The organism is Kitasatospora sp. NPDC059812 (genome assembly GCF_042732075.1).
In the GTDB taxonomy this organism is placed as follows: domain Bacteria; phylum Actinomycetota; class Actinomycetes; order Streptomycetales; family Streptomycetaceae; genus Kitasatospora.
The window spans coordinates 137,328-162,837 of record NZ_JBHWIO010000003.1 but is presented as its reverse complement, the minus strand read 5'-3'; the positions used below and the strand labels follow the sequence as shown (position 1 = coordinate 162,837).

General features: G+C 73.4%; 20 protein-coding genes and 1 pseudogene. 11 read left to right on the top strand and 10 right to left on the bottom strand.

Annotated features, from left to right (window positions below; translation table 11 throughout):
- Nucleotides 1-106 precede the first annotated feature (106 nt).
- From ACFV6D_RS02815 to ACFV6D_RS02795, 5 genes are all read right to left on the bottom strand, one after another.
- Nucleotides 107-637: an RICIN domain-containing protein gene (locus ACFV6D_RS02815; RefSeq protein WP_380557960.1), complete on the bottom strand. Its 531-nt coding sequence runs from the start codon at nt 635-637 to the stop codon at nt 107-109.
- A 20-nt stretch (nt 638-657) separates the two neighbouring features.
- Complete coding sequence (locus tag ACFV6D_RS02810) at nt 658-1,047, bottom strand: hypothetical protein (RefSeq protein WP_380557957.1); 390 nt, start codon at nt 1,045-1,047, stop codon at nt 658-660.
- 128 nt (nt 1,048-1,175) lie between these two features.
- Nucleotides 1,176-1,640, bottom strand: a complete 465-nt coding sequence (locus ACFV6D_RS02805) for a DUF2690 domain-containing protein (RefSeq protein WP_063351732.1) — start codon at nt 1,638-1,640, stop codon at nt 1,176-1,178.
- 354 nt (nt 1,641-1,994) lie between these two features.
- Nucleotides 1,995-2,147: a hypothetical protein gene (locus tag ACFV6D_RS02800; protein WP_380342144.1), complete on the bottom strand. Its 153-nt coding sequence runs from the start codon at nt 2,145-2,147 to the stop codon at nt 1,995-1,997.
- Nucleotides 2,144-4,342, bottom strand: coding sequence for a hypothetical protein (locus ACFV6D_RS02795; protein WP_380557954.1), 2,199 nt, complete (start codon nt 4,340-4,342; stop codon nt 2,144-2,146). The genes ACFV6D_RS02800 and ACFV6D_RS02795 overlap by 4 nt, the downstream gene beginning before the upstream one ends.
- Before the next feature lie 257 nt (nt 4,343-4,599).
- Between ACFV6D_RS02795 and ACFV6D_RS02790 the strand changes: the two genes are divergently transcribed.
- The 7 genes from ACFV6D_RS02790 to ACFV6D_RS02760 all read left to right on the top strand — a co-directional run bounded on the left by ACFV6D_RS02790 (nt 4,600) and on the right by ACFV6D_RS02760 (nt 16,787).
- Nucleotides 4,600-4,845 (top strand): hypothetical protein, encoded by a 246-nt coding sequence (locus tag ACFV6D_RS02790; RefSeq protein ID WP_380557951.1) that lies wholly within the window; start codon nt 4,600-4,602, stop codon nt 4,843-4,845.
- Between the two features lie 177 nt (nt 4,846-5,022).
- On the top strand, nt 5,023-8,661 hold the full coding sequence (locus tag ACFV6D_RS02785) for a hypothetical protein (RefSeq protein ID WP_380557948.1): 3,639 nt from the start codon (nt 5,023-5,025) through the stop codon (nt 8,659-8,661).
- A 3-nt stretch (nt 8,662-8,664) separates the two neighbouring features.
- Nucleotides 8,665-12,537, top strand: coding sequence for a hypothetical protein (locus ACFV6D_RS02780; protein WP_380557945.1), 3,873 nt, complete (start codon nt 8,665-8,667; stop codon nt 12,535-12,537).
- Nucleotides 12,538-12,574: 37 nt separating this feature from the next.
- Nucleotides 12,575-13,558 (top strand): hypothetical protein, encoded by a 984-nt coding sequence (locus tag ACFV6D_RS02775; RefSeq protein ID WP_380495254.1) that lies wholly within the window; start codon nt 12,575-12,577, stop codon nt 13,556-13,558.
- A gap of 7 nt (nt 13,559-13,565) precedes the next feature.
- Nucleotides 13,566-14,357 carry a hypothetical protein gene (locus tag ACFV6D_RS02770; protein ID WP_380557943.1) on the top strand — a complete coding sequence of 264 codons (792 nt, stop codon included), beginning with the start codon at nt 13,566-13,568 and terminating at the stop codon, nt 14,355-14,357.
- Nucleotides 14,354-15,268, top strand: a complete 915-nt coding sequence (locus ACFV6D_RS02765) for an ATP-grasp domain-containing protein (protein ID WP_063351726.1) — start codon at nt 14,354-14,356, stop codon at nt 15,266-15,268. Before ACFV6D_RS02770 ends, ACFV6D_RS02765 begins: the two co-directional genes overlap by 4 nt.
- A 16-nt stretch (nt 15,269-15,284) precedes the next feature.
- Complete coding sequence (locus ACFV6D_RS02760) at nt 15,285-16,787, top strand: hypothetical protein (RefSeq protein WP_380557940.1); 1,503 nt, start codon at nt 15,285-15,287, stop codon at nt 16,785-16,787.
- A gap of 115 nt (nt 16,788-16,902) precedes the next feature.
- Here the strand turns inward: ACFV6D_RS02760 and ACFV6D_RS02755 are convergent, their stop codons facing one another.
- The 5 genes from ACFV6D_RS02755 to ACFV6D_RS02735 are packed head-to-tail and all read right to left on the bottom strand — an operon-like array spanning nt 16,903 to nt 21,794.
- On the bottom strand, nt 16,903-17,259 hold the full coding sequence (locus ACFV6D_RS02755; RefSeq protein WP_380426520.1) for a nucleotide pyrophosphohydrolase: 357 nt from the start codon (nt 17,257-17,259) through the stop codon (nt 16,903-16,905).
- 25 nt (nt 17,260-17,284) lie between these two features.
- On the bottom strand, nt 17,285-19,258 hold the full coding sequence (locus ACFV6D_RS02750; protein ID WP_380557937.1) for an ABC transporter ATP-binding protein: 1,974 nt from the start codon (nt 19,256-19,258) through the stop codon (nt 17,285-17,287).
- A 40-nt stretch (nt 19,259-19,298) separates the two neighbouring features.
- Entirely contained in the window at nt 19,299-19,811 is a 513-nt protein-coding gene (locus ACFV6D_RS02745) for an NUDIX hydrolase (protein WP_363377526.1), read from the bottom strand.
- A 2-nt stretch (nt 19,812-19,813) separates the two neighbouring features.
- Nucleotides 19,814-20,326, bottom strand: coding sequence for an HIT family protein (locus ACFV6D_RS02740; RefSeq protein ID WP_380557934.1), 513 nt, complete (start codon nt 20,324-20,326; stop codon nt 19,814-19,816).
- Entirely contained in the window at nt 20,247-21,794 is a 1,548-nt protein-coding gene (locus ACFV6D_RS02735; protein WP_380557931.1) for an MFS transporter, read from the bottom strand. Before ACFV6D_RS02735 ends, ACFV6D_RS02740 begins: the two co-directional genes overlap by 80 nt.
- Before the next feature lie 230 nt (nt 21,795-22,024).
- Here ACFV6D_RS02735 and ACFV6D_RS02730 point away from each other — a divergent pair, with 230 nt between their 5' ends.
- The 4 genes and pseudogenes from ACFV6D_RS02730 to ACFV6D_RS02715 all read left to right on the top strand — a co-directional run.
- Nucleotides 22,025-23,374: a condensation domain-containing protein gene (locus ACFV6D_RS02730; protein ID WP_380343048.1), complete on the top strand. Its 1,350-nt coding sequence runs from the start codon at nt 22,025-22,027 to the stop codon at nt 23,372-23,374.
- Nucleotides 23,375-23,667: 293 nt separating this feature from the next.
- Nucleotides 23,668-24,057, top strand: a pseudogene (locus ACFV6D_RS02725) (hypothetical protein); the annotation flags it as partial.
- A 6-nt stretch (nt 24,058-24,063) separates the two neighbouring features.
- Nucleotides 24,064-24,456: a hypothetical protein gene (locus ACFV6D_RS02720; protein ID WP_380557928.1), complete on the top strand. Its 393-nt coding sequence runs from the start codon at nt 24,064-24,066 to the stop codon at nt 24,454-24,456.
- Nucleotides 24,457-24,598: 142 nt separating this feature from the next.
- Nucleotides 24,599-25,510: aminoglycoside N(3)-acetyltransferase (locus tag ACFV6D_RS02715; RefSeq protein WP_380557926.1), on the top strand; the 912-nt coding region annotated here is incomplete at its 3' end.

Below are 25,510 nucleotides of genomic sequence, written 5' to 3'. Positions count from 1 at the left end.
CCACGGGCTTCACCGCGCCGCTGGACAAGTCCACCGAGTACGCGACGGCACCGTGGTCACGCGCCTCGGCCCGGTTGACGGCGCCGACGGACGTTCGGGGCCAGGTTTAGACGTGGAACCACTTCTGCCACGAACTGCCGTTGCAGTCCCAGAGGTAGACGCGTTGAACGCTCCAGTCCTTCTGCCCGGGGTCGGCGTCCAGGCACTTTCCGTTCCAGGCGTTCCTGATCTCACCGGCGCTGGTCCAGATCCACTGCTGGTTCCTCGGCTGGTGCTCCCATTCCAGCCAGCTGTAGCGGGTGATGCGGCTGCCGTTGGCGTTCTCCAGCACCGCGTCGATGACCTTCCCGTCGTAGACGGATGTGAAGACCAACCGGCCATCACCGAATGCCCCCTGCATCCAGCGCTGCCCGCCGTTGTTGTCGCACCGCGTCAGATTGACGGTGCCGCCGTCCCACGGTTCCGAGCCGTCCCAGTCCAGGCAGTTCCCGGAGTACCTGTTGGCTATGTTGCTCCAGCCGACCGCGGCCGCGTGGGCCTCCGTCTTCTCCGGTGTGCTGTTCGCGGACGCCGCGCCGGCCGGGGCGAGTGCGACCACGATCGCGGCACAGGCCGTGAGGGCTTTCCTGCTGATCACTGTTTACTCCTTCTTCGATGTCACCGGCACTTGACCTTGCTTCCGTGGTCGGTGAGCAGGTCGTTGCGGATCCACCCCTGGACGCCGGTGCTCACGTTCCGCGCGTACGTCCAGCTGAAGTCGTCGTCGGCCAGGGGGGTGGAATAGCAGTGGTAGTCGAGGGCCTGGCCCTGGTAGGCGACGCCGTTGGCGGGGCACCCGGTGCTGGCACCGGAGCGCATGTTGACGGCCCCGTCGGCGGTGGCGTACCACCCGCCGCCGTCGATGTCCTCGGGCACCCATCCGCACCCGGCGAACACGGTGGCGGGTGCGGCGGATACGGCGGATGCGGGGCTGGCGAGGGCTTGCGGGGCAGCGAGTGCGCACAGGGCTGCACTGGACAGGAGTAGCGCGACGATGCGTCCACGCATGGTTGACCTCCGTTTGGTGGGGTGAGGAAGACCTGCAGCCACGGGGACTGGGTGGGGGAGGAGGCATGCGGCCGACGTGGGTGGCTCACCCGCCGCGGCTGCCGGCAAGGAAGCACGACGGCCGGCTGTCAGTCGTGGTACACCACAGGGCTGCAGTCCAGGGTGCTGTCGGGGAACCCGAAGTACGTGCCGCAGACCCGGTAGTAGGAGCCGTAGCTGGTGCCCACCATGTTGGACCAGTCCAGCTCGCCCTTGTTCACCGCGACGGCGCGTTCCTCCTGGACGTCGACACCGCCGCCGCCGTCGAGGAGGACACGCTGGATCACCGCGCTGGCGCCTGCGGCGCCGGCGCCGGAGGCACGTATCCAGCCGGCGTGGCACGCGTTGGACCACCGCAGCTCGTAGTACCCGGCCTTCAGCGTGTAGGCCCGCAGGTTGAAGGCGTCGGCGTCGCAACCGGTGCCCTTCGGCCCCTTGTTGGAGCACGTACCGCCGTAGCAGGAAGCCGCGTAGGCCGCCGGTGAGGCGGCGACGGAGAACCCGATGAGGGCTGCGGCCGCGAGGGTGAGAGAAACGAGCCTGTTCTTGAGCACATTCACTCCGATCGGATCGAAAGAGCGGCTGATACCGGGGAAAGCGGTGGCCGGTCCCCCTTCGGGGCAGGACCGCGCCCCCGCTTCCCCGCCGGTGGCTGTCCCCCGGCAGTCAGCGGCCACCTCATGCTGGTTCGGAGCTGATTGTCCGTCAATCAATCTCTGGGAAAGCCAAGTTCGAGCACGGAAAAATATCGTTGTCCGCGGACAAGGGGATTGCCGTGGACCGGTGGAGGACGGGCGGGCGCCTGCAGCTGCCCGGGGTGCCGTGGGGCCGCCCGAGGTCACCTGTCCACGACGAGTGAGCGGGTGGGGCCCCTGATGCGTCTTCTTGTGCTGGACCTGTGGGTGCGGTCACGCGAGTCGGCGTCGGGGCAGGGCGGGGCGGTTGCCGCTGAGGCAGGGCATGACGAGCGCGATGGCGGTGTCCGCGCTGCGGGAGCGGAAGCCCCGGCGGACGATCGGGCGGGTCCTGGTGTTCGTGGACTCGATCGGCCCGCCTGTCACCTGCTGGTGATCAGGGTGGCGGCCGGTCCGCTGATTTTCGTCCAGGTGGCGGCGCCGTTGCTGGGTGCCTGGTAGATAGCGCTGTGGTCGGGCGCCAGGCGGTAGATGTGGTCGGCGGTGACGGCGAATTCGGCTCCCGCCTCGCTGACCGGATCCCAGAACTGGGGAGTGCGGGCGTAACGCAGGAAGGTGCCGTGATCGGGACTGGTGGCGAACAGGTCGGCCGGCCCGGCGTAGAGGTCCTGGGCGTGGCCGCCGATGAGGGTCCAGTCGCTGCCCGTACCGTCCCATTGGAACACCTGGCTGCGGTCCGGTGAGAGTCCGTAGAGGCGGGTGTCGCTGACGGCGAAGGTCGCCCCGTCGGTGCCCACGTAGGTCCAGATTTCCCTGGCGGTGTCGTAGCGGAAGATGCGGCCGTCGCGCGGGTCGGTCGCGAACAGGCCGGCCCCGCCGCCGTACAGGCGTCCGGCCGGGCCTCCTATCTTGGTCCAGCTCGTTCCGGTGCCGTTCCAGCGGTAGACGCCGGTGTGGTCCTGGGCGAGGCGGTAGAGGCGGGTGCCGCTGATGGCGAAGTCGGCACCGGGTTCGCTGACGGGTGTCCAGTTGCCTGGGGTCCCGCTGTAGCCGAGCAGCCGTTTGTCGTCGGCGCTGACGGCGAACACGCCGGCGCCTCCCGCGAGGATCCGTTCGGTGGGACCGCCGATGGGTGTCCAGGCCATGTCCCGGCCCTGCCACTGGTAGACGGTGCGGTGGTCCGGGGCGATGGAGTACAGGGTGCCCGGAGCGGAGGCGGCGACCACGGGTTGTCCCGGCTGCTGGGGGGCCGTGTCAGGCGGAACGCCCTGGGTGTCGCGGTTCCGTGGGGTGCTCGACGCCTCGGGGGCGGGCGTCGCGTCGGCCGGGGTCGGCGCCGACCCGGGGGTGGGCGTCACCTCGACCGGAAGCGGGGCCGAAGGCGAGGCCGCAGCCTGCTGCGGTCCGGGGGCAGCGGTTGCGTCTGCCGAGGCCGAGGCCGGGGCTGAGGCCGACGCGATGCCGGCGGCCGGCCGGTACGTGTCCGCGGACGTGCCGGCCGCGGACGGGGACGGGGACGGACCGTGGGCCTCGGTGACCGCCGGCACACGGTAGGAATCTGCCAGGTACGGCATCGGGATGCCCGGTGCCGGTGCGCTGAAGTGCATACCGAGCAGCACTCCGACCAGTAGCAGGGCGAGGGCCGCGAACAGGATGGTGCCGGTCCTGCGGCGGGTGCCCGCGGCGCTGGGGGCGCCTGCGGCGTGCGGGGCGTTACGCGCCCGGCCGAACGGGGCGATGAGGCCGGTCAGGCGATTGTCCGGGGCGTCGACGACCTCGCCGCGGACAATCCGGGGTGCCGGTGAGCGCGGTACGACGGAGGTCACCCCGAGCACCTCGCGGCGCCGGTCGGCCAAGGCCTCCCGCACCGCCACGAGGTCGGCGTCCAGGCGCCACAGCACCGGCAGACGCGCCCGCACCCCGTCGGCCACCACCAGCTCGGACCCCGGCTCCCGGCTCTCGTCCGCCCGGGCGTGCGTACGCTCCTGATCGGCCAGGAGCCCGACGGCGTCCTGCTCCCGCTGCGCCGCCTGTTGCGCCTCACGTGCGCTCTGCCTGATGCGCCGCACCTCGGCCAGGCAGCGCGTCGCCTCCCGCAGCCGGGCCCGCCGCAGCTGCCCCGCGCCCCCGCCGGGCGCCTGCTGCGAAGCGGGGCCCGTGTCGTCCTCCGCGTCGTCGCCCAGTTCACCCCGCAGCTCGGCCACGACCTCCACCAGCACACGGATCAGTTCATCCGCCTCCGCGACCCCCTCCTCGGCCTGTCGCTGCGCCTGGCGGGCCAGGTCCAGCGCCTGCTGGGCGGCGAAACGTCCCGCCTCGGGCGGCCGCAGTCCCCGGGCCGCCAGGGTGGCTTGTTCGTGCAGGCGGGCAGCACGTTCGAGCAGCACCGTCCGGGCCCGCGGGTCGGTCACGCGGTCGTGGACCAGCCGCTGGAGCAGGTGCCACGGGATGTCCTTCTCCCCGGAGCGGTACTCGCTCCAACTGGTCTTGCCTGCGGGGTAACGCCGGGCGAGCTCGCGGACGGTGACTCCCGACGTCACCTCCCGCACGAACCGGGCCAGGGCATCCGCCTGCTCGGTCTCCCCCTTGAGCCGCCCCTGCGGACGTCCAACACCAGCCACCCCGTGCCCCCTTGTCCTGTCCGGCGGCCGGACCTGATTGTCCGCCGCCCCCTGACCCTCAGTCGGCTTCTTGTAGATGAACAATCAAACAGGCTGCACTGTGGAGTCTCCACCGATTCTTCGAACAACGTGCCGGGGTCGGCGGGTCGGCGGGCCGCCGGGCCGGCGCCCCCGGGCCGGGCGTCTGGCCGAACCGGAAACTGACGCTACATCAATTCTCTTGATCCAATGGATCATTGGCGAGAGGGGAGTTCCCGGTGGCTGGTTCACACACCCTTCGCCCGGCAGCAGCCCTGGCCGCCGCCGCGACGGCCGCCACCGTGCTCCTCGGCCCGGCACCCGCCGCGGCCGGCCGACCCCGCCCCGCCGACCCCGCGCCTTCTGCCCACCCCCACCTTCTGTCGCTCCCGTCGAACGCCGCCGAGACCGGCACCGTGGCAGCCCTGAACACCGCGGGCGAAGTCCTCGGGGGAGTGCCGCCCGAAGGCGGCTACGCACAGTGAGGCCGCTGCGGCCCGGAGGCGGGGGCCGCGACCAGGAATTGATACGTGCCCGAAGCGGGAATAGCCTGGAACCACTGAGAGTTGGCGGGTGCCCGATGCGTCGGCCCCGCTGAGCGGTACTGCGTCCAACCGGTACCGCGTCCGACCGGTACCGCGTCCATCTGCTGGGGGCGTCCCATGCACACCCACCCGGCACGGGCCTTGGCCGTCTGTTCGCCAGGGCACGGCAGACTCCACCTCTTCGTCGGCGCGCACGACGGCGCCGTACGGTACCGGGTGTTCGACGGCCGCTGGCACGCCTGGCACGCGCTGGACCGCCCCTGGCCCTCGCCCGGCGCCCCCGCGTTCACCGGCGCCCCCGCGTTCAACTGGCTGAGCGCGACGGCGGCCGAGGGCCGCCCGGTCGAGGTGTTCGCCCTCAGTGCGGCGGGCGAGCTGTTACGGCTGCGCCCCGGCGCGGGGGAGCACCCGCACTGGACCTCGCTCGGCACGCTCGCCCGGGGCGGCTCGGCGACCGGTTTCACCGTCGTGTCGAGCCGGTCCGGCGATGTCCACCTCGTCCTGGACGCGGGCGCCCACGGTTGGGAGTTCCTGCGCGGACACCCGACCAAGGGGCCAGTTGTGCTCCGCACGGGCGAGCGCGCACCCGGGCACCTGACGGCAGTGCCCGTCGCGCCCGGCCGGATCGACCTCCTTCTCGCCGACACCCGCGAACGACGTCTGCTCCGCGCACACCTGGAGAGCGACACCCCGCCGATGCGCGAGCCACCGGTGTGGGAGGAGCTCGGCCCGCTCCCCGACGGCGACGAACGCTCCTTCACCTGCCTCGCTGCGACGGAGCGTGACGTCTTCCTGGGCGGCGACCACGGCCTGCGGCACTCCGCCCTGGCACCCTGGCTCGGCTGGGAGCAGCTCGGCGGCGACCTCACCGCCCCCGACACGACCGGCCCCCGACTGGCCGCTGTCGCCTCCGGCGGCGGCCGCACCGACGTGCTCGCCGTCTGGGCCGGTGCCGCGCTGATGCACCGGCGCTTCGACCGCGGCTGGCAGGACTGGCAGCTCCTCGACCTGCCGGACGCGCCCACCGGCAGCTACCCCGTGCTCCGCGCGGACGACCTGGTCACCCTGACCGTCCGGAGCCAGGGCCTGCACGAACAGACCCGGCCCGACGGCACGGTCCAGCTGGTGGCCGACCCCGGTGGCGGCCACCTCCTGGTGGACGTCCCCCCGCAGCACCTGGCCGAGACCGTGGTGGAGTCCGGTCAGCCGCCCCAGGGCTTCCTGGCCGGCCCTTCCACCCTGTGCTTCGCCGTCGGCCCGGACCCGGTCACGCTCACCGTGGCCGGCCTGCTCGACGCGATGAACCGCCTGCCGCTGATCGTCACGACGGCCACCACCGCCGACCTGCTGGCCCGGCTCGAAGTCCCCTGGAACCTGCTGCTCACCCTGCAGCCGGACGCCCGGTGCACCCACCGCACCCTGCCCGCCACCGGCATGGCAGGCGGCACCGAGCTGTGGCACAGCCGCATCGCGGGCCCCGACGGACACCTGACGGCGCGGCCCCTCCGGTCCCTGGCCGACGGCACCGACCACGGCACCCCGCTGGACACCTGGTACGACCGGATCGTCGCGGCCGCCGCCGAGAACCCGGCCGTCCCCCTCACCGTCGACCGGCTGATCCTGAGCGCCTACGGCGCCCGGTTCTGCGCCGCCGCCCACTGGCCCCAGCTGGAGTGGGCCCAGGACGCTGCACTCGGCCGGGACTTCCACGTCAAGGTCTCCGTTCCCGGCGCCCTGTTCCCGTTCGGCCACCGGGCCGCCTACATCGAGGTCTCCGACCGCCGGTTCGACGGCACGGACCCCGCCGTGGCCGCCCTGCACCGCAAGGCCTTCCTGATCGTCACCGAGCCTGTCCGCGATGATTACGGCATCGGCGCGGGCGGCCCGCACGAACGCCGGTTCCCGTTCCAGAGCGTCGCGATCGACCCCGGGCAGACCGACGGCCTCGACGACGCCTCCTGGATCCCGGTGGGCTCCTCGGCCGCCCCGCCGAGGTGCTTCTGGCCGACCAGGGCCGGCACCCCCGTGGTGTTCACCCTCCAGGCCACGGCCGGGCAGGAGTACGTGGAGCTGGACCTGCCACTGCTGTTCGTCGAGGACGCCGCCACCGGCGCCGGCTACGGCGCGGCACTCGACGGAATCTACGGAAACGGTCCGAGCACCGGAGCCTTCGCGGGCCTCGGCCGCCCCCTCTGCGACATCGCCGCCCGCATCCCGCTCGTCATGACGTCCCCGACCCAGGCGGTGGAGGACGCCGTGCAGGAGGTGCAGTCGATGACCTTCGGCGGGATCGGGGCCGGGCTCTCCCCGAGCGGGGTCGGCTTCTATCCGCAGGTGACCCAGCTGGCCGTGGGGCTGCCGGCCGTCCGCCGGCTGCTCGGCCCGCTCCCGGCGCTCCCCGCCACGATCTCGCAGGCGCTCGTCGACACCCCCTGGGGCAGCCCGACACCCGACGCGCTGCTCGACCTCGTCACACCCCGGACGCTCGACTTCGGGGCCGCCGGGGCCCGGGTCGGCGGGCTGTCCGCCCCCAACATGACCGTGTCGCAGATCTCGCGCACGCTCGGGCCGGCCGTCAGCGACGCCTTCCAGACCGTGCCCTCGAAGCTGTTCGCCCCGGACGCCACCCTGTTCGGCGTGGTCCCGCTGAGCAGCCTCATCGACGTCGTCAGCACACCGCCGAAGCTCCTCTGGGTCGGGCAGCAGACGCCCACCCCGTCCGCGGAGCTGACCTGGCATCAGGACCTGCAGAAGTCCTTCCCGCCGTTCACGCCCGACACCGGGTGCGCGCTGGACCTCGACGTCCGGGCCCTGTCGGTCGACGGGAAGCCCGAGATGCACGCCACCGGGACGATCAGCAACTTCAAGCTGATCGTCCCCGACGTCGGCGCCCCCGCGTACGTCGCCCTCAGCTTCGCGTCCGTGACCTTCACCGCCGACCCCGGCAAGCGGCTCGACCTCTCCACCCACCTGACGAACGTCACACTCGGCGGGGATCTCGGGTTCCTCGCCACCCTGGAGCAGTGCCTCCCGCTCGGGGGGAACGGCCCGAGGATCGACACCTCGGCGACCAGCATCACGGCCTCGTACACCGTCGCCGTCCCCAGCGTCGGCCTGCTGGTGTTCAGCGTGCAGAACCTCACCGTGCAGGCCGGCGTCACACTGTCGCTGACCGACCAGCCGATCGTCATGGACTTCGCGTTCGGCACCCGGGAACGGCCGTTCCTGGTCACCGTGTCGGGCTTCGGCGGCGGCGGGTACCTGGAACTCGGCCTGAGCGCCGGCGGCACCGACAGCGGCCTGCAGCGCTTCACCGGCGGGATCGAGTTCGGCGCCGCCATCGTCATGGACTTCGTCATCGTGTCCGCGGAGGTGCACGTCTTCGGCGGCGTCGTCTTCGCCAAGAACGGCACCGACACCGAGGTCACCGGCTATCTGCGGATCGGCGGCAGCGTCTCGCTGCTGGGGCTGATCAGCGTCTCGATCGAACTGACCCTCAGCCTGACGTACGACTCCACCTCCGGCTCGCTGAGCGGTTCGGCCCGGCTCGTGATCACCGTGGACCTGACCTTCTTCTCCAAGTCCTTCACGCTGGAGTGCCACAAGTGCTTCGGCAACTGCCCGCCCCCCGCCGGGCTGCGCCGCCCCCTGAGCGGTGCCTCGACCGCCTCGGACCCGTCGGTCGAGGCCGCGCTCGGGCCGCAGGGGCAGACCTTCCCGTGGCAGACCTACTGCCAGGCGTTCGCAGGGGAGTGAGCCATGTCATCGACCGGCCCGGAGAGCCTGACCGGCCTGGAGAGCTCGACCGGCCAGGAGAGCTTGACCGGCCCGGAGAGTTCGACCGGCCTGGAGCGGCAGTTCGTCTGGACGGTGCTCCCGGCGGGCCGGCTGGCGACCGTCCCCGGCCAGTCCGCGCCGATGGCGCTGCTGTCGGTGCTGCTGACACCGCGCCTGCTCGCCCCGGACGGAGCCGCGCTCACCATCGCGGACTTCGGGATGCAGGACTGGCCGCGGCGGCTCGCCGGGGTGGGCTTCGACGTCCGGCGCGGCGGGCGGACGCTGCCGTCCGTGCGCGTCCCGTACACCGCCCTCGACGGGAGCACCGTCCAGTTCCCCCCGGACCGGCAACTCTCCGTCTGGCAGACGCTGTTCACCGCCACGATGCCGGTGGAGCCGTACCGGGCCACCAGCTACGACGGGCGGGCCACCAAGGCCTTCCCGGCCGGCCGGGCCGGTACCGACGTCAAGGGCATCTACGCCGCCACCGCCCAGGCCCACGCCGCGCACCGCGGCGCGGCGCCGGAGAGCCACCCCGGGCTGCGGGCCGCGCTGCGGGCGATCGGCGAGCAGTGGCAGCCCGGCCTGCTGGCACCCGCCGGCGCCACCCCGGCCCACGCCACCCCGACCGGTGCCACGCCGCCCCACGCCACACCGCCCCACGCCACCCCGACCGATGCGACGCCGGCGCTCGCCCAGGCGTACGCCTTCTACCGGCGCGGCGCGCCCGACACCACGCCACCGGACCGCCTGGCGGCGCCCCCGCCCGCAGACGAGTTCCACCAGGGCATCGCGCACCTGGCCGACCACCCCGTCCTGCTGCGCGCGCTCGGCCTGCTGGTCGACCTCGCCGTACCCGCCGCCGCGCTCACCCCGGTGGACCAGACGCACCCGGCGGAGCTGAGGGTGTTGCCGCTGTGGCCCCAGCCCGACCCGGATCCGTCACCGGGCTGGAGCGCAGCCGCCCAGACCGACCTGTCGCCCGCCACCGCCTACACCGTCACCGGCACCCGCTTCGTGCCCTCCTCCGTCGACGGTCCGACCTCCACCGGCTTCAGCGGCGGCCTCCTGCCGCTGACCGGCGCCGGTCTCGCGCCCTCCGCGAACCCCCGGTTCGAGCTGCTGCCCTTCGACGTGGACGGCGCCGCCCTGCGGCTGGTCAGCACGGCCCGGTCGGACGGGTCGTCGCCCCCTCCCGGGGAGTCGCCCCCCGTTCCGGTCGGGGCACTGCCCGCGCTGCACTCGACGGGCTTCGCCCTGGTCGACCGGGCGCGGGAGGAGGAGCACGGCAAGCAGCTCCAGCGGGCGCAGCAGCGCGGCACGCCGGCCGGCCTGCTCGCCTCCGCCCTGCTGGCGGACTCCCTGCTCGGCGGCTACCGGATGGACGTGTTCGACGACAGCCGCCAGACCTGGTACTCGCTGTGCCGGCGGCGGGTGCACCACACCGTCGGCGGCGTGCCGCTGCTGCCCGACGGCCTGCTGGAGGAGGGCTACCTGCGGCCCGGCCCGGTCGTCACCGGCTTCGGCGACGCCGACGCGCTGTACCTGCACGAGATCGTGGCGCGCTGGGACGGCTGGAGCCAGGTGGCCCAGCGGCCCGAGCGGGTCACCGCCACCGGGGACACCCTGCCGGTACCGGTCACGTCGGGCCTCGACACGGTGGTGGAGTGCGACACCGGCTCGCTGCCACGGCTGCGGTTCGGCCGCAAGTACCGGATCCGGGTCAGGATCGCCGACCTCGCCGGCGGCGGGCTGCGCGTCGAAGAGGTCGGCGCCGCCGACGCCCAGTCGGACCTCGTCCCCTACTGGCGCTTCGAGCCGCTGCCGCCGCCGGAGCTGGTGCCGACCCGGGAGTGGGACGACGGCGACGGCCACGACCGGATGGTCATCCGCAGCGACCGCGGCACCTCGGCGGACGACTACGCGACCCTCCACGGCTACCGTGCCCACGACCTGCGGCACCTGCTGCCGCCGAAGTGCTCGCTGGCCCTGGCGCTGCAGTACGACGGCGCCTTCGACACCGCGCTGGGCCCCGCGGCGCCCGGCACCGAGGTGAGCCGGCTCTTCGCGGTCGCCGAACGGGCCGACCGCGAGCTCACCGACGTCCAGGGCGCGCGTACCGTCCCCGCCAGGCCGCCCTCGCCGTCCTCGTACGTCGTCCTGCCCGAGACCGACGCGGCCCTGCCCTGGCTGGCCGACCCGAGCGGCGTGTGCGCCGCCCTGAACGCCCGGCCCCGGCCCATCGACCCCGGCAACGGGCGGCCCGGTCAGATCGACCCGCCCGACGACGCCGTGATCGCCATCTGGCAAGGCACCTGGCCCGACCTGCAGACCGCGTCCGTACGGCTGGAGGCGGCCGCGAGCGGCTGCACGGTGAGCCGGGCGGACCCACGCCACGTCACGGTCGCGCTCGGCCCGGCCGAGCAGGTGACCTTCGACATCCCGTCCTGCCTCACGTTCGACGACGTCGCGCTGTTCGGCATCGCGCTCTGGCAGGGCGTCGACCCGAACGTGCCGCACCTGCCGGCCTTCCAGGACATCGTCGCCGGCCGGAACCGCCTGATCACCCCACCGCGCACGGTCACCCTGGTGCACGCGGTGCAACACCCCCTCACCGACCCGAGCGGGCAGCTGACGCCCAGGCGGGGGCCCGGCGACCGCGACACCGTCCTCGGGACGGACGCCTTCGCGATCGACATCCCGAGCACCGGACGGATCGACCTGAACGCCGACTGGACCGACCAGGACGACAGCCCGCCGGCCGCACCGACCACCACCCGGCGGATGGCGCACGTCGGCTCGTACGAGGTCCAGCACCTGCCCCTGCTGGAGGCGCTCCCGGAGATCCGCCAGGAGTTCGGCGACACCCGCCACCACCACGTGAGCTACGCCGTGACGGCGGTGTCCCGCTTCGAGGACTGCTTCGCGCGCATCCTCGCCACCGACCCCGGTGCCTGCACCGCCGCCGGGCAACTCGGCGACATCGACGTGCCGAGCACCGTGCGCCCACCCGCCCCCCAACTGCTCGACTGCGTCCCGTCGTTCGGCTGGACCCGCACCACCGACGGGCAGCGGTCGCTCACCCGGCTGCGCCAGGGCGGCGGCCTGCGGGTCCTCCTCCAACGGCCCTGGTACGTCTCGGGCGACGACGAGGCCCTGGCCGTACTCACCTTCCCGCCCGGGCCGGTCCCCGCCGAAGCCCTGCGGTACGTCGCGGTCGCCGGACGCGACCCGATCCGGGACACCGGGGCACCACCCGCCGTCCTCACCGGAGCCCAGGTCAACGCGGCACAGCGGGCCCAGGTGACCCTCCCCGAGCTGCACCGCCTGCTGGACGCCGCCCTCTACCCGGTCGAGTTCGACGCCGAGGGCGACCGCTGGTTCGCCGACCTCGACCTGACGCCGGTCGTCTCCGCCTCCTACTTCCCGTTCGTCCGGCTCGCCCTGGCCCGCTACCAGCGGTACACCATCCCGGGTGTCCCCGACGTGTCACAGGTGGTGCTGACCGAGCCCGTCCAACTCGCGCCGCAGCGGCGCCTCACGGTCACCCGCAGCGCGGGGCAGGCGGGCGTCGTCCTGGAGGGCCTCGGGCCGGGCGGCGCCGGGAACACCGTCCGGACCGAACTCCAGGTCCAGGACCCGGGGGTGACGGCGCCGGACGGCGTCACCGGCTGGTCCACCGTCCTGACGGCCTCCGCCGTCCTCGGGCAGACCATCACGATCAGCGTTCCGGACACCGGGCAGCGGGCCCAGCGCCTGGTCGTCCGGGAGTTCGAGACCCGGCCCGTTCCCGCCGGCGCCGACACCACCGGTCGACCCGTGTTCGTCGACGTCGTAGCCCTCGGAACGTGGTGACGGACGTCACCGCGGCTCCACGACCGAAGAAGCGATCATGGCAGACATCTTTCCCGACACCGGCCAGCTCCGGCTCGCGGACCAGGCCACCAGCGGCCTCCTGCCCCTCGTCGTGGACAAGGTGGCGACGTCCTGGTCCGTCCTGGTGGTGGCCCTCGGCCCGAACTGCGCACCCCTGGGCGCGAGGCCACCGGACATCGAGCTGCGGGCGGGCTCCGGAGCGCTCACCACCGTCGCGCAGGCACCCGCCACGTCGTCGATCGTCGACGGGACCGGGAGCGCGGTCGGCACCGCGTCGTGGACCAGGGACGCCAACGACGTCTTCACGGTGCAGATCGACATCTCCAATCCGGGGGAACGCCCCTGGGGCCTGCGGATCACGAACACCGACCCGCAGGAACTCGGCTTCGTCTGGTCCACGGGGAAGACCCCGGCGAAGGCCCAGCAGCCGCGGATCATCCTGGACCGCACCCCCCTGCGGATGACGGTGGCCTTGGGCGAGACCGTCCCGGACATCACGATCCCGATCTCCAACATCGGCACCGGACCGCTGCACGTGAACGGTCCGGGCGACCAGCCCATGGGTGCGGGCTACGTGCTGAAGAACTTCCCGGCCAGCCTCCCGCCCAACGCCTGCGACCACCTCCAGATCGGGATCAGCCCCGTATCCGAACCGATCGTCACCAGCCTGCAGACCGCCGACTTCGTCCTGCCCTGCAACGATCCGGTGGCCCAGGAGGTCACCCTGCAGCTGTCACGCGACGAGAAGGGCAAGGACGTCAAGGACGTCAAGGACGTCGCCAAGGAGAACAAGGACGACAAGGACGACAAGGAGCGGAAGGAAGCCAAGGAGGACAAGGAGGACAAGGACGCATTCAAAGAACACCCCGCCGAGGGCATGCACCCGGCATCCGAAGTCAACCACCCACCCGAGCACTTCATCCCCCCGGCGCAGCGCCCCGACCTCGCGGACAGCGCCCTGCGGGACGAACCCCCCGAGCCGGGACGGACCGAGAGGTAGGCGCCGCATGTGGCTGGTGCTCTGCGATCCGGCGGACCGGGCCGCCGTGTGGGCGTACGAGGGGCTGCGCGAGCGCGGGCTGGAACCCCTGGAACTGCTCTCCCCGCAGACCCTGCTCAGCTCCACCAGGTCGGTGCACCGCGTCGACCGCCTCGGCGCGAGCTTCGAGATCACCCTGCCCGACGGGCGCGTCCTGGACAGCCGTGACGTCGACGGCGTGCTCAACCGGGTGGCCTCCGCCCCCTTCGGGTACCTGCCGTTCACCACCCACACCGACGCCGCCTACGCCGCCCAGGAGCTGGGCGCACTCCTGCTCAGCCTGCTCACCTGCCTGGCCCCGGTCTCGGTCAACAGGCCCGCCGGGTACGGACTGTGCGGCGCCTGGCGCTCGACCGCCGAGTGGACCGCACTCGCGATCAGAGCGGGGCTCCCCGCCCGGCCGGCCCGGATCTCCAGCAGCCCCGACGGCGAACCGCGAGCGGCCCCGATCGGGCGCGGCGACGTCCTGGTGCTCGGCGAGCACGTCTTCGGCGCACCCCCGGCCGAGGACGAGGAGCCGTACGTCCGGCTCGCCCGGCTCGCCGAGGTCGACCTGCTCGGGATCGACCTGCTCGGGGCCGACGTGGCCGGGGCCGACCTGCCCGGGGCCGACCTGCTTGGAGCCGGCCACCGCCGCGACGACGGTCGGTCGGCGGTCTTCGCGGGAGCTAGCCCCCTGCCCGACCTCCGCCCAGCCGGCGCCGCCTTCCTCGACCGCCTGTACGAACACCTCACCGGGCTCCCCCGGGGTGCGCCGTGATCGTCGTCTGCGGCATCGCCAGCGAGTCGCCGCTCGCCCGGGTCAGGGCCGAACTCGACAGCCTCGGCCTGCCGTACGCCATGCTCCACCAACGGCGCTTCGAGGAGCTGCCGTTCGAGGTGGAGGCCACCGGCACCGCCGTCCGGGGGCGCATCCCGTACGACGGCGGATCCATCGACTGCGCCACCGTCACCGGCATCTACCTCCGGCTGATGGAATGGCGCAGACTCCCCGAAGTCCGCGAGGCGGGCGAGGACACGGTACGCAGGTGCCGGTCCTGGCACACGGCCCTGAGCACCTGGGCGGAACTCGCCCCCGGCTGCGTGATGAACCGGGAGAGCGCGATGGCGTCCAACACGTCGAAGCCCCACCAGGCCCAGCTGATCCAGCAGTCCGGATTCCGGGCTCCGGAGACCCTGGTGACCAACGACCCGGACCTCGTCCACGAGTTCCACGCGCGGCACGGCGAACTGGTCTACAAGTCGATCAGCGGGGTCCGCTCGATCGTCCGGACGCTCGACCGGGAGGCCCTCGACCGGCTGCCGCTCATCCGCTACTGCCCGGTGCAGTTCCAGCGCTACGTCACCGGCACCAACGTCCGGGTGCACACGGTCGCCGGCGAGGTGTTCGCCACCCGGATCGAGACCGACCGGGTCGACTACCGCTACGCCCGGAGCGACGGCGGCCGGGCCGAACTCTCGCCCTGGCAGCCCCCCGACGACCTCGCCGAGCGCTGCCTGCACCTGGCGGCACGACTGGGGCTCGCACTCGCCGGCATCGACCTGATGCTGGCCGACGACGGCGAGGTCTACTGCTTCGAGGTCAACCCCTGCCCGGCCTTCAACTACTACGAGGCCAACACCGGCCAGCCGATCGCCCACGCCATCGCGCTCGCGCTCGCGCGGCACTGAGGAGAAGGAGACTCCGATGGCCCAGCTCGTCCTCACCGGCCAGATCCACGGCCAGACCACCACCCAGTGCAACTTCACCATCGCCGTGAACGGCGGTGACCAGGTCGGGCCGGACAGCGTGGTCCTGGACCAGTCGATCTTCAACATCCCGGACACCGACGCGTCGATCGACATCCAGGCGGCCGCCCTCGACCAGACCAAGTACGGCACGCCCACCGCCCACCTCGACATCGACTCCTCCGGCACCGTCCAGGCCACCTTCCCGCCCGACGGCAACTGGCCGCCACCCGCCGTCACGTCCTCCGACTCCGGCCAGACGATCCAGCTGACGGTCCACTTCTCGCCGCTGCGCGACGTCACCGAACAGGCACGCGTCAGCCTGGCCCAGACCGGCAGCGACTACCCGGGCAGCCCGCCCGCCCCACCACCCGGCGACATGAGCTTCCGCACCCCCGGCGTGGCGCTGCCGCCGGGGGCCTACTCCCCGCCCCCGGGCGTAACGGACAGCACCTTCATCGCCTCGCCGTCGATCACCGGCGGCGCGATCCAGGTCGAGACCCGCAGCGTGACCCCCGGCGGCGAGGCCGTCGTCCTCCGACTCCCCGGCATCGATGCACCGCAACTCGTCGCCGTCTACTGGCCCTCCGGCGTGTCCAGGGACCCAGGCGGACCGCCCGCGCCCTTCCTCGTCTACTTCCACCCGGGCATGGCCCAGAACTCCCCGGCCTTCTACAACGAACCCCGGGACCGCCACGACCCGACCACCGGCAGCACCTACCCCTTCGGCTGGGACTACCAGTTCTTCGGCCTGCTCAACTACCTCCAGTACATCGGCGACCCGTTCCTCACCAACCCCTTCGCCAAGGGCCTCCCGCTCCAGATCGACGGCGCCGCCCGGAACGTCGTGCTCGTGCTCCCGCTGATGCGGGTCGCCGGCAACCCCTGCGACGAGATCTCGTCGTTCGCGGACGCCACCGTCCTCCAGGAGTACCTTCCGGAGATCCAGGCCCTCATGTTCCGGCGCAGCGGCAACTTCCAGTTCGGACCGATCGGCCGCCTCGGCATGGCCTCCTTCAGCAGCGGCCACGCGGCCCTCACCTGCTTCCTCGGCAACACCGCCAACCAGGCCCACCCGCTCTACCTGGACACCCTCCAGGAGGTCTACCTGTTCGACCCGCACGCCGACCTGGTCTCCGAGACCCTCGCCCCGCTGACCCAGGTCACCGCCTGGGCCGGGCGCGGCACCTCCGGCACCAAGACCGCCCGCCTCTACACCCAGAACGACCCCGCCCAACTCTCCCCGCTGCTCACCCAACTCGGCGTCACCGCCCCCGGCCCCGCCCCCTTCGACGCCGCCACCCCGGACGACCGCAACTCCCTCACCTCCCTCCCCCTCGCGGCCTGGAACACCCTCGCCACCCAGCAGGGCAGCGCCGTCCCGTACGCCAACACGGGCCAGGTGCACCAGGTGCTGCCGGCCCTCATGCTCACCGACGCCCTGCGCCGCAGCCGGTTCTGACCCGCCCCCGCTCCCTGAGTCCTACGCCGGCACACTCCTCGACCACCTCGTCGAGCGCGACCGGATAAACCTGTCCGGCCGCCCGCCTGTCCGCCTGCCCGCCGGCTCCGGGTCGTCACAAGGAGCACGGGCCGCTGATCGGCGCGGCATGGTCGGGGCGAAGACGGGCGGCGAGGGCGGCCATGTCGGTGGTGAAGCGGCCTGCGAGGTCGACGCCAGTCTCCTGGGCGATGACCATGAGCGAGAACAGGCAGTCGGACAGCTCGTGGCCGATCGCCCCGGCACTCGCGGCCACGTCGGCGCGGTGGCCCTGGTGGGCCATGACCAGCTTCGCGAGGTCGCCGACGTCGCCGGTGAAACCGAGGACGAAGTCCGACAGGCCCCAGGTGCGGCCCAGCTTGCGCCGGTTGATCTCGTCGTAGAGGTCGCGTACTTCGCCTGCGGCGGCGCACATCTCGTCCCAGGTGGGCATCGGCTGCTCCGTTTCGGGTGCGTGGTCAGGCGGGATCGGCGGCGGGTGCGGTCCTGTCCCGCTGGTCGGGGATCTCGGTGGCGTACTGGCGGGCCTGGAGGAGGTAGGAGGAGCGGTAGCCGCTGTTCGGGTCGGCCATCAGCTGCGCGTGGGTGCCCTGTTCGGTGAGCCGGCCCTCGCGCAGGACGTAGATGAGATCGGCGCCGGCGGTGGCGGCGAGGCGGTGGGTGATCAGGATGACGGTCAGGCCCTGGTCGGCGAGTTCGCGGATGCGGGTGAACGCGGCGATCTCGGACTTCGCGTCGAGGGCGGAGGTGGGCTCGTCGGCGATCACGAGGTGGGTGGGGCGTCCGCCGGGCCCGGTGGTGGTGGCCCGGTGGTGGGTGCGGGCCATGCCGACGCGCTGCCACTGGCCGCCGGACAGCTGGACGCCGCCCTTGAAGCCGCGGGCGGCGAGGGTGTCCCAGCCGTTGTCCTGGGCGTCGATGATCGGGTGCAGGTCGGCGTAGTCGGCCGCGCGCTTGAGCAGGGCCGGGTCGTCGCCGTGTTCGGGTCGGCCGATCAGGACGTTGGCCCGCAGGGTGAGCGGCCACTGCTGGAAGCCCTGTTCGAGGACGGCGGAGGAGGCGAACAGCTGGTCCCGGTCGGCGGTCGCGGCATCGACGCCGTCCCACAGCATCCGGCCGGCATCGGGCAGGTAGAGGCCGGTGAGGATCTTGACGAGCGTCGACTTGCCGGAGCCGTTGTCGCCGACCAGGGCGACGACCTGCCCGCGCGGGATCCGCAGCGTGATGTCGGACAGGGCCGGGCTCGTGCGGCCGGGGTAGGTGAAGGTCACCCCCTCCAGGGTGATGGCCGCGGGGCGGTGCGGGAGGTCGGTGCCGCCGGCGGGGATGGCGCGCCGGTCGGCCTCGCGCTGGAGGCGGTCGAGGTCGGTGACGAACAGGGCCTCCTCGTACAGGTTGTTGACGGTGCCGACGAGGGAGGTGATGTCGGCGGCGCCGGTGCGGATGCCGACGACGGCGGTGCCCGCGACGGCGAGCGCCATCTGCCCGTCGTGGACGAGCCAGCCCAGGACGGCGAAGGTCGCGGCGGCGGCCAGCCCGGAGAGGACGGAGGCGAGCAGGGAGGTGGTCGCGGTGGCGCGGGCGAGGCGGTTCTGCTCCTGCTCGGACGCCTCGGCCATCGCGATGTAGTGGCCCAGGATGAACGGGCCGATGGCGTGGACGCGGACCTCGGGCGCGGAGTGCGGCTGGGTGAGCAGCTGGGCGAGCAGACTGGCGGCCCGGTGGTGCTGGAGCCAGGCCATCACGGAGCCGTAGCGGCGCCGGGCGGAGCGGACCGCGCCCCACCCCTTCGGCGCGGCGATGAGCACCAGCATGGGCAGCAGCACCGGGTCGAGGGTGAGCAGGACGCCGCCGGCGGCCACCATGCCGAGCAGGGCGGTGAGGACGGCGATGCTCTGGCCGATCAGGCGCCGCACGGCCGCCGTGCCGTACCTGGCGGATTCCAGCAGTCTGCTGAACTCGGGGTCCTCCACCGCGGCCAGCTCCACGCGGGCCGCGCGGCGCAGGTAGGCGACGGTCGCGGCCCGCTCGGTCTTGGGCTCCAGCCGGCCTCCCGCCCAGGAGGAGACCACGCCCAGGACCGCGGACAGCGCGGAGGCGCCGCCGATGGCGAGGGCGGCCGGCAGGGCCGCGCGCAGCAGTTGGTCGGTGCTGCCGGAGGCGAACAGGGAGGCGAGGGCGCGGTTGGTGGCGAGCAGGCCGAAGGCGGCGGCCAGCGCCCGTCCGGTTTCGGCGACGGCGATGGACACCAGGGCCACCCGGTCGGCCTGCCAGGCCAGGCGCAGGGCGGTGCGGAGCATGCCGGGGAGCAGCCGTCCGCCGAACAGGAACTGCTCACTGTCGGAGACGTGGTCGGTCGGCGCGGGTTCGGACGGCGGCGGTTCGAACGGCGCGGGTTCGGTCGGCGCGGGTTCAGACAGACGGGACTTCAAGCGCTCTCCTCCACAGTGCGGTTGAGGCGGGGCAGGGGCGTCATCCGGGTTCGCCCGGCCGGCGGGGTTCGGAGACGAGGTACTCGGCGACGCCGGTGCGGCGGGCGGTGAGCGAGGCGCGGAGCGTGCGCAGTCGGCGCGGGGTGACGATGCGCCCCCACTCCTCGACGGTGCGGACGGCGTGACCGCTGTGCTCGGCGGGGTCGGGGGTGATGCGTTCGAGCTCCTTGTCGGTGAGCCGGCCGCCGTCGAAGGTCACGCCGATCTTCCAGGGCCACGGCGGCTCCGGCGGGGTGAAGGAGAGCATCAGGAGGCGGGGGGCGTCGTCGAGGGCGGCGGGGACGAAGCCGATCTCCTCGGCGGTCTCGCGCAGCGCGCACGTCCACGGGTCCTCGCCGTCGTCGAGGAGGCCGCCGGGGTACTGGTATTCGCCCGGGTGGTGGACGGAGGTGAGCAGCAGCGGCCGGTCGTGGCGGTCGGTCAGGAAGACGCCGGCATAGGAGATGCCGTGCGGCAGGGTGGGGACGAACCGCTCGGGCGGGACGAAGACCATGGTCAGGCTCCTCGCTGGTCGTGACGGCAGGGGTGGCCGAGCCGGGTGCGCAGGTCGGCGGCGAGGCGTTCGGCCCGGCCGGGGTCGTCGGGCAGGATGCCCGAGCCCTCGGCCATCAGCGCGTGGAACTGCTGCTGCTCGTACGGGATGCCGGGCGGTAGGGCGGCGATGTGCCAGTGGACGTGGGCGTTGCCCTGCATGCTGCCCAGGCTCAGCACGTAGAGGCGCTCGGTGGGGACGGTCGCGGCGAGCGCGGTCGCCACCCGGTGCACGACCAACTGCAGGGCGAGGTACTGGTCCTCGGTGAAGTCGCTGATGGTGTCCTCGACGTGGGTGCGCGGGGCGACCAGAAGCTTGCCGGGCAGGGTGGGGTAGCGGTCGAGGAAGGCGACGTGCACGCCGTCGTCCAGGACGATCCGGTGTTCGTACCCGGGCTCACCGGCGAGCATCGAGCAGATGAAGCAGGGGCCGTTGCGGGCCCGCTCGTTGTAGGCGTCGAGGTCGAAGGCGGTCACCGCGTCCAGCCTTCTGCACCGGGGCGCAGCGCCATGTAGCCGTCGACGGGGTCGAATCCGAGGGTGCGGTAGAGCGGGGCTCCGGTTTCGGTGGCGCGCAGCTCGATCGATCCGCAGCCGATGTGCCGGAGTGCCTGGACCAGGGCGGTGGTGGAGGCGCCGGGGGGGCCCCCCCCGCCGGGGCCGGGGAGGATAACCCGCCCCCGGCCCCCCCCGGCGGCGACGGCTCGGCCGCCGGGCCGGCCAGGGCCGCCAGCCGGCGCAGGCTGGCCCGGCGCTGGAGCGCGCCGAGGCCGACGGTCGCCGCGCCGAGGGCCAGCCAGCCGGCCGGACCGGCCGTCATCACCACGCCGGTGAGCAGCAGCGGGCCCACCGACTTCTGCACCGACTGGGCCATCCCGGCCACCCCCAGGTAGGAGGCCTGGGCCCCCGGGGGCGCCAGGACGACCGCCAGCTCCCAGGAGCTCACCGAGCGCATCAGCTCCGCCAGCGTGACGAGCATCGCCGCGGCCAGCAGCGCGAGCGAGGCCGTCCACGGCCCGCCGCCGGTGGCGAGCGCGGTCAGCAGGCAGCAGCCGAGCAGCGTCAGGCCGTACCAGCCCACCGCCGCGGCCGCCCCGTGCGGGCCCTGCGCCCGCGCCGAGACGCGCAGTTGCAGGAGCACCACGAGCACCGTGTTGAGGATCAGGAAGACCGGGACGACGGCGTGCGGCGCGCCGGTGTGGTGGACGAGCCAGAGCGGCAGGCCGACGTTGAGGATCGAGTCGTCCAGGTTCAGCGGCATGTCCAGCGCAACGAACAGCAGGTAGCCCCGGTCGCGCCAGGGGCTAGGGCGTGTCTTCAGGGCGGCGGCGGGCTCTTCTCCGGAGGCCGCGGCGACCAGGCCGCGCCCGGCCGGCTCCCGGGTGCGCCAGACCAGGACGGCGGCGAAGGCGAAGGAGAGTGCGTTGGCCACGATCAGCGCGCGGTAGGCGTTCGTGGTGCCCATCGCCAGGCCGATCGCCGCGATGCCCGCGCCGAGCGCGTACCCGGCGTTGGCCACGCTGCGGAACAGCGCCTGGTACGTGCCGCGCCGCTCGCCCGCGATCCGGGTGGCGAACAGCATCTCCAGGGTCTTGGCCGCCCGTTCGGCCAGGCAGGTCAGGGCGACGGCGGGGAGCAGCGTGGCGAAGTCGTCGACGACCAGCAGCAGGCCCATCGTCCCGATCCGCAGCAGGTGGCACCCGATCAGCAGCCACCGCACCGGCAGCCGTTCGGCCGCCCGCCCGGCGAGCGGGGACCCGGCGATCCCCGCCGCCGCGCCCACGCCCAGCAGCACGCCGAGCTGCCGGGCGTCCATCCCGCACACGTAGGTGAAGTACAGCACCGAGGCCGCCGCCCACACCCCGCTCCCGGTCCGGTCGACGCACTGTGCCAGCAGCATGATCCGCGCGTCGCGCCCGCCCGGCGGCTTCCGCAGTTGCGCCATCAGTCCGTTCCCCCGCATGGCAGGCCCCCGTTGCATGATCGACATCAATCTCGACATCAAGATACTTCACGTCGAGATAGATGCGGAAGCCCCGGCCGCACACCCGCCGGGCCCCGAACCTCGGACCTCGACGGCGGGCGGGCGGTGCGCCACACTCTCCCCAGCAGCATCCGCGCTCCCAACGCACCGGCACGACGTCACGATCCACCGCCACATCGGAGAGCCACACGGTGACCACTCGTCAACTGCTGGAGATCGCCTTCTCGTCCGGCCGGGCCGGGTCCGGCCCTGCCACCTGGGGCCAACAGGCCATCTGGGACGTCCTGAGCCGGCTCACCCCGGCCGACGTGCCGCGCTACAACATCGCCGCGGCGGCGCCGCTCGACCCCGGGCTGCCGCTGCCCGCCCTGCTCGCCGGCCTGGAGGGGCTGCTCCACCTGCACGACTCGCTGCACACCCGCCTGGTGCCGGGCGAGGCCGGCCGGTTACACCAAGTGGTCGACGCCGAGGGCCGGTTGGAGGTGGAGGTACGGCACTGCGCGGAGCCGGCCGATCCGGCCGAGGCGGGCGCGCGGCTGCACGAGGAGCTGGCGGCACTGCCGTTCGACACCGCCACCCAGTGGCCGATCCGGGTCGGCGTGGTGGAGGCGGGCGGGTCGGCCCGGTACGTGAGCCTGGTGCTCTCGCACACCGCGGTGGACGGCACGGGGATGAACCGCCTGGTGGCCGACCTGACCGCGCTCTGCCAGGGCACCTCGCCGGACGAACTGGCCAAGATCCGCGAGCCCGCCCAACAGCCGCTGGAGGAGGCGGAGTTCCAGGCCTCCGAGCGCGGTCGGCGGCGGGACGAGGGCGCCCGCAAACAGTTCCTGCGCAAGCTCCGGCTGGCCCCGGCCCGGCTGTTCCCCCCGCCCGGCGAGCCGGCCACGCCGGGCGCCAGGTTCCCGAACGCCGTCCTGCGCTCGCCCGCGCTGCCCCGCGCGGTGGACCAGGTGGCGGCCGCCCACCGGGTGACGTCCTCCTCGGTGCTGCTGGCGGCGACGGCGGCGATGACGGCCCGACTGTCGGGCTCGACGGAGGCGGTGCTGAACGTCGTGGTGAACAACCGCTTCCTGCCCGAACTGACCAACGCGGTGAGCGTGGTCGCGGGCGACGGGCTGTTCCACCTCCCGGACGCCACCGCCGAGTTCAGGGACGTCGTCCGGCGCACGAACGCCGCCGCGATCGGCGCCTACCGCCACGCCTACTACGACAAGCTCCGGCTGCAGGCCGAGATCGGGCGGCTCGCCGCCGAGGGCGTCCCGCTCGCGGACCGGTCCTGCATCTTCAACGACACCCGCGAGCTGGTCACCGCCTCCCCCGACACCGGGACGGGCGAGGAGACCACCCTGACCTGGCCGGTGGAGTTCGAGCCCCGCCCCGGCCTGACCTACGCCCTGGACGCACTGCAGTCCCCGGGCGCACTGAGCCTGACCATGACGGCCGACCCCGCGGTGCTCCCGCGTCCGGCGATGGAGCGCTTCCTGTACGGGATCGAGGAGTTGATCCTCACCGAGGCCCGCACCCTCGAAGCAACCTAGCCGTGCCCCGAGACCGGAGGGCACCGTGCACCACGCGGCGCCCTCCGGCGCCTCCCCGCCACCCGCCGCTCCCCCCGGGCCCGTTGGCCCCGCCGCTACGCTGAGCCCATGCGGATCCTCCTCCTCGGCGGCACCTCCTTCGTCGGCCGCGCGATCGCCGACGACGCCCTGCGCGGCGGCGCCGAGGTCGCCCTGTTCACCCGCGGCCGGACCAACCCCGGCCTCTTCCCCGCCGCCGCCCACCTGATCGGCGACCGCGACACCGGCGACTACACCGCCCTGCGCGGCGGCCGCTGGGACGCGGTGGTGGACGTCAGCGGCTACCGCCCCCGCCAGGTCGGCCAGGCCATGGACGCGCTCGGCGACCGGGTCGGCCGCTACCTGTTCATCTCCAGCCACGCGGTGTACGAGCGCGCCGGCCTCGCCCCCGGCTCGGACGAGTCCGCCCCGCGCCGCGCACCCTGCTCGACGCCGAGCAGCTCACCGAGGAGACGTACGGCCGGCTCAAGGTCGCCTGCGAGGACGACGTCACCGCCCGCTACGGAGACCGGGCGACGATCGTGCGCCCCGGAAAGGTGGCCGGCCCCCACGACGAGCAGCGCGGGCTCACCTACTGGGCGCGCCGGGCCGCCCGAGGCGGGCGGATCGCGCTGCCGGGGCGGCCGGAGCAGCCCGTCCAGGTGGTCGACGTGCGCGACCTGGCCCGGCTGGTGGTCCGGCTGCTCCAGGACGGCCGGGCGGGCGCCTTCCACGCCGTCGGCCCGGCCGAACCGACCACGCTGGGTGGGCTGATCGCCACCTGCGCCGAGGTCGCGGGCGCCGAGGTGGAGGTCGTCCCGGTGCCGCCGGAGAGCGCGCCGCCACCGTTCTTCCCGCTGGTCCGGGCCGCGCCGCTCTGGGCCGGACAGCAGCGCAGCGCCGCCCGGGCCAGGGCGGCCGGGCTGCCGGCGACCCCGCTCGCGGTCACCGCCGCCGACGTGCTCGCCTGGGACCGCGAGCGCGGCGAACCGCCCCTCGGCCACGGCTTCACGCCCGAGCAGGAGGCCCGGGTGCTGGCCGAAGCGACGGGGCCGAGGCCCTGAACGACCGCCAACCCTGCACAGCACGACCGGTCAGGACGGACTGCCGGACGGCCACCCCGTCCTGACCGGTTGTCAGTGTCACGCGCTATGGTCGGCCCCGAACGATCCCACCAGCACCTGCACAGCACCGCCAGGGGGCACCATGACCGCGCACCGCACCACCGCGCACAGCGCCGGCCCGCGCACCACCCCACTCGACGCACCGCTCGACACCCCGCTCGCCGCGTCGCTCAGCACCGCCGATCTCGTCGACGGCTGGCGGCGGGTGGGCGTCCGCGAGGGCATGGCGATGATCGTGCACTCCTCGCTCTCCAGCCTCGGCCGGGTCGACGGCGGCGCCGCGGCCGTGGTGGCCAGCCTGCGCGAGGCGGTCGGGCCCGGCGGCACGGTCGCGGTGCCCACCTTCACCACCGCCGTCGTCCGGGACCCGGCACCGGAGCACGCTGGCCTGCCGAGCCCCGAGGTCGCCGAACGGCGCGCCGCCGTCCCGCTGTTCCACCCCGGTCTCCCCTCCCCGATGGGCGCCGTACCGGAGGCGCTGCGCGCGCTGTCGGAGAGCCTGCGCAGCACGCATCCGCAGGCCTCGGTCGCCGCGGTCGGGGCGCACGCCCGCGAGGTCACCGCCCGCCGCTCGCTGGGCTTCGCGGTCGGCCGCGAGTCGCCCTTCGGCGCACTGCACGACCTCGGCGGGTACGTGCTGCTGATCGGTGTCGGGCACAACCGCAACACCTTCCTGCACTACGCCGAGACCTTCGCGCCCAACCGCCGCCTCAAGCTCCGGCGTTTCCCGATGGCGATCCAGGGCGAGCGGGTCTGGATCGAGGCGCCCGACGTGGGCGACGACAACGACACCCACTTCCCGGTCGTGGGAAAGGAGTTCGAGGAGCGGGCGGGCATCCGCGAGGTGCTGGTCGGCAACGCGCCCTGCCGGCTGATCCCGGTCCGGGAGCTCATACCCTTCGCGGGGGGGCGCCCCCCCCCCCCCCGGGGGGCGGGGGGGCCCCCCCCCCCCCCGGCGGGGGGGGGGGGGAGAGAGAAAACCACCGCCCCACAC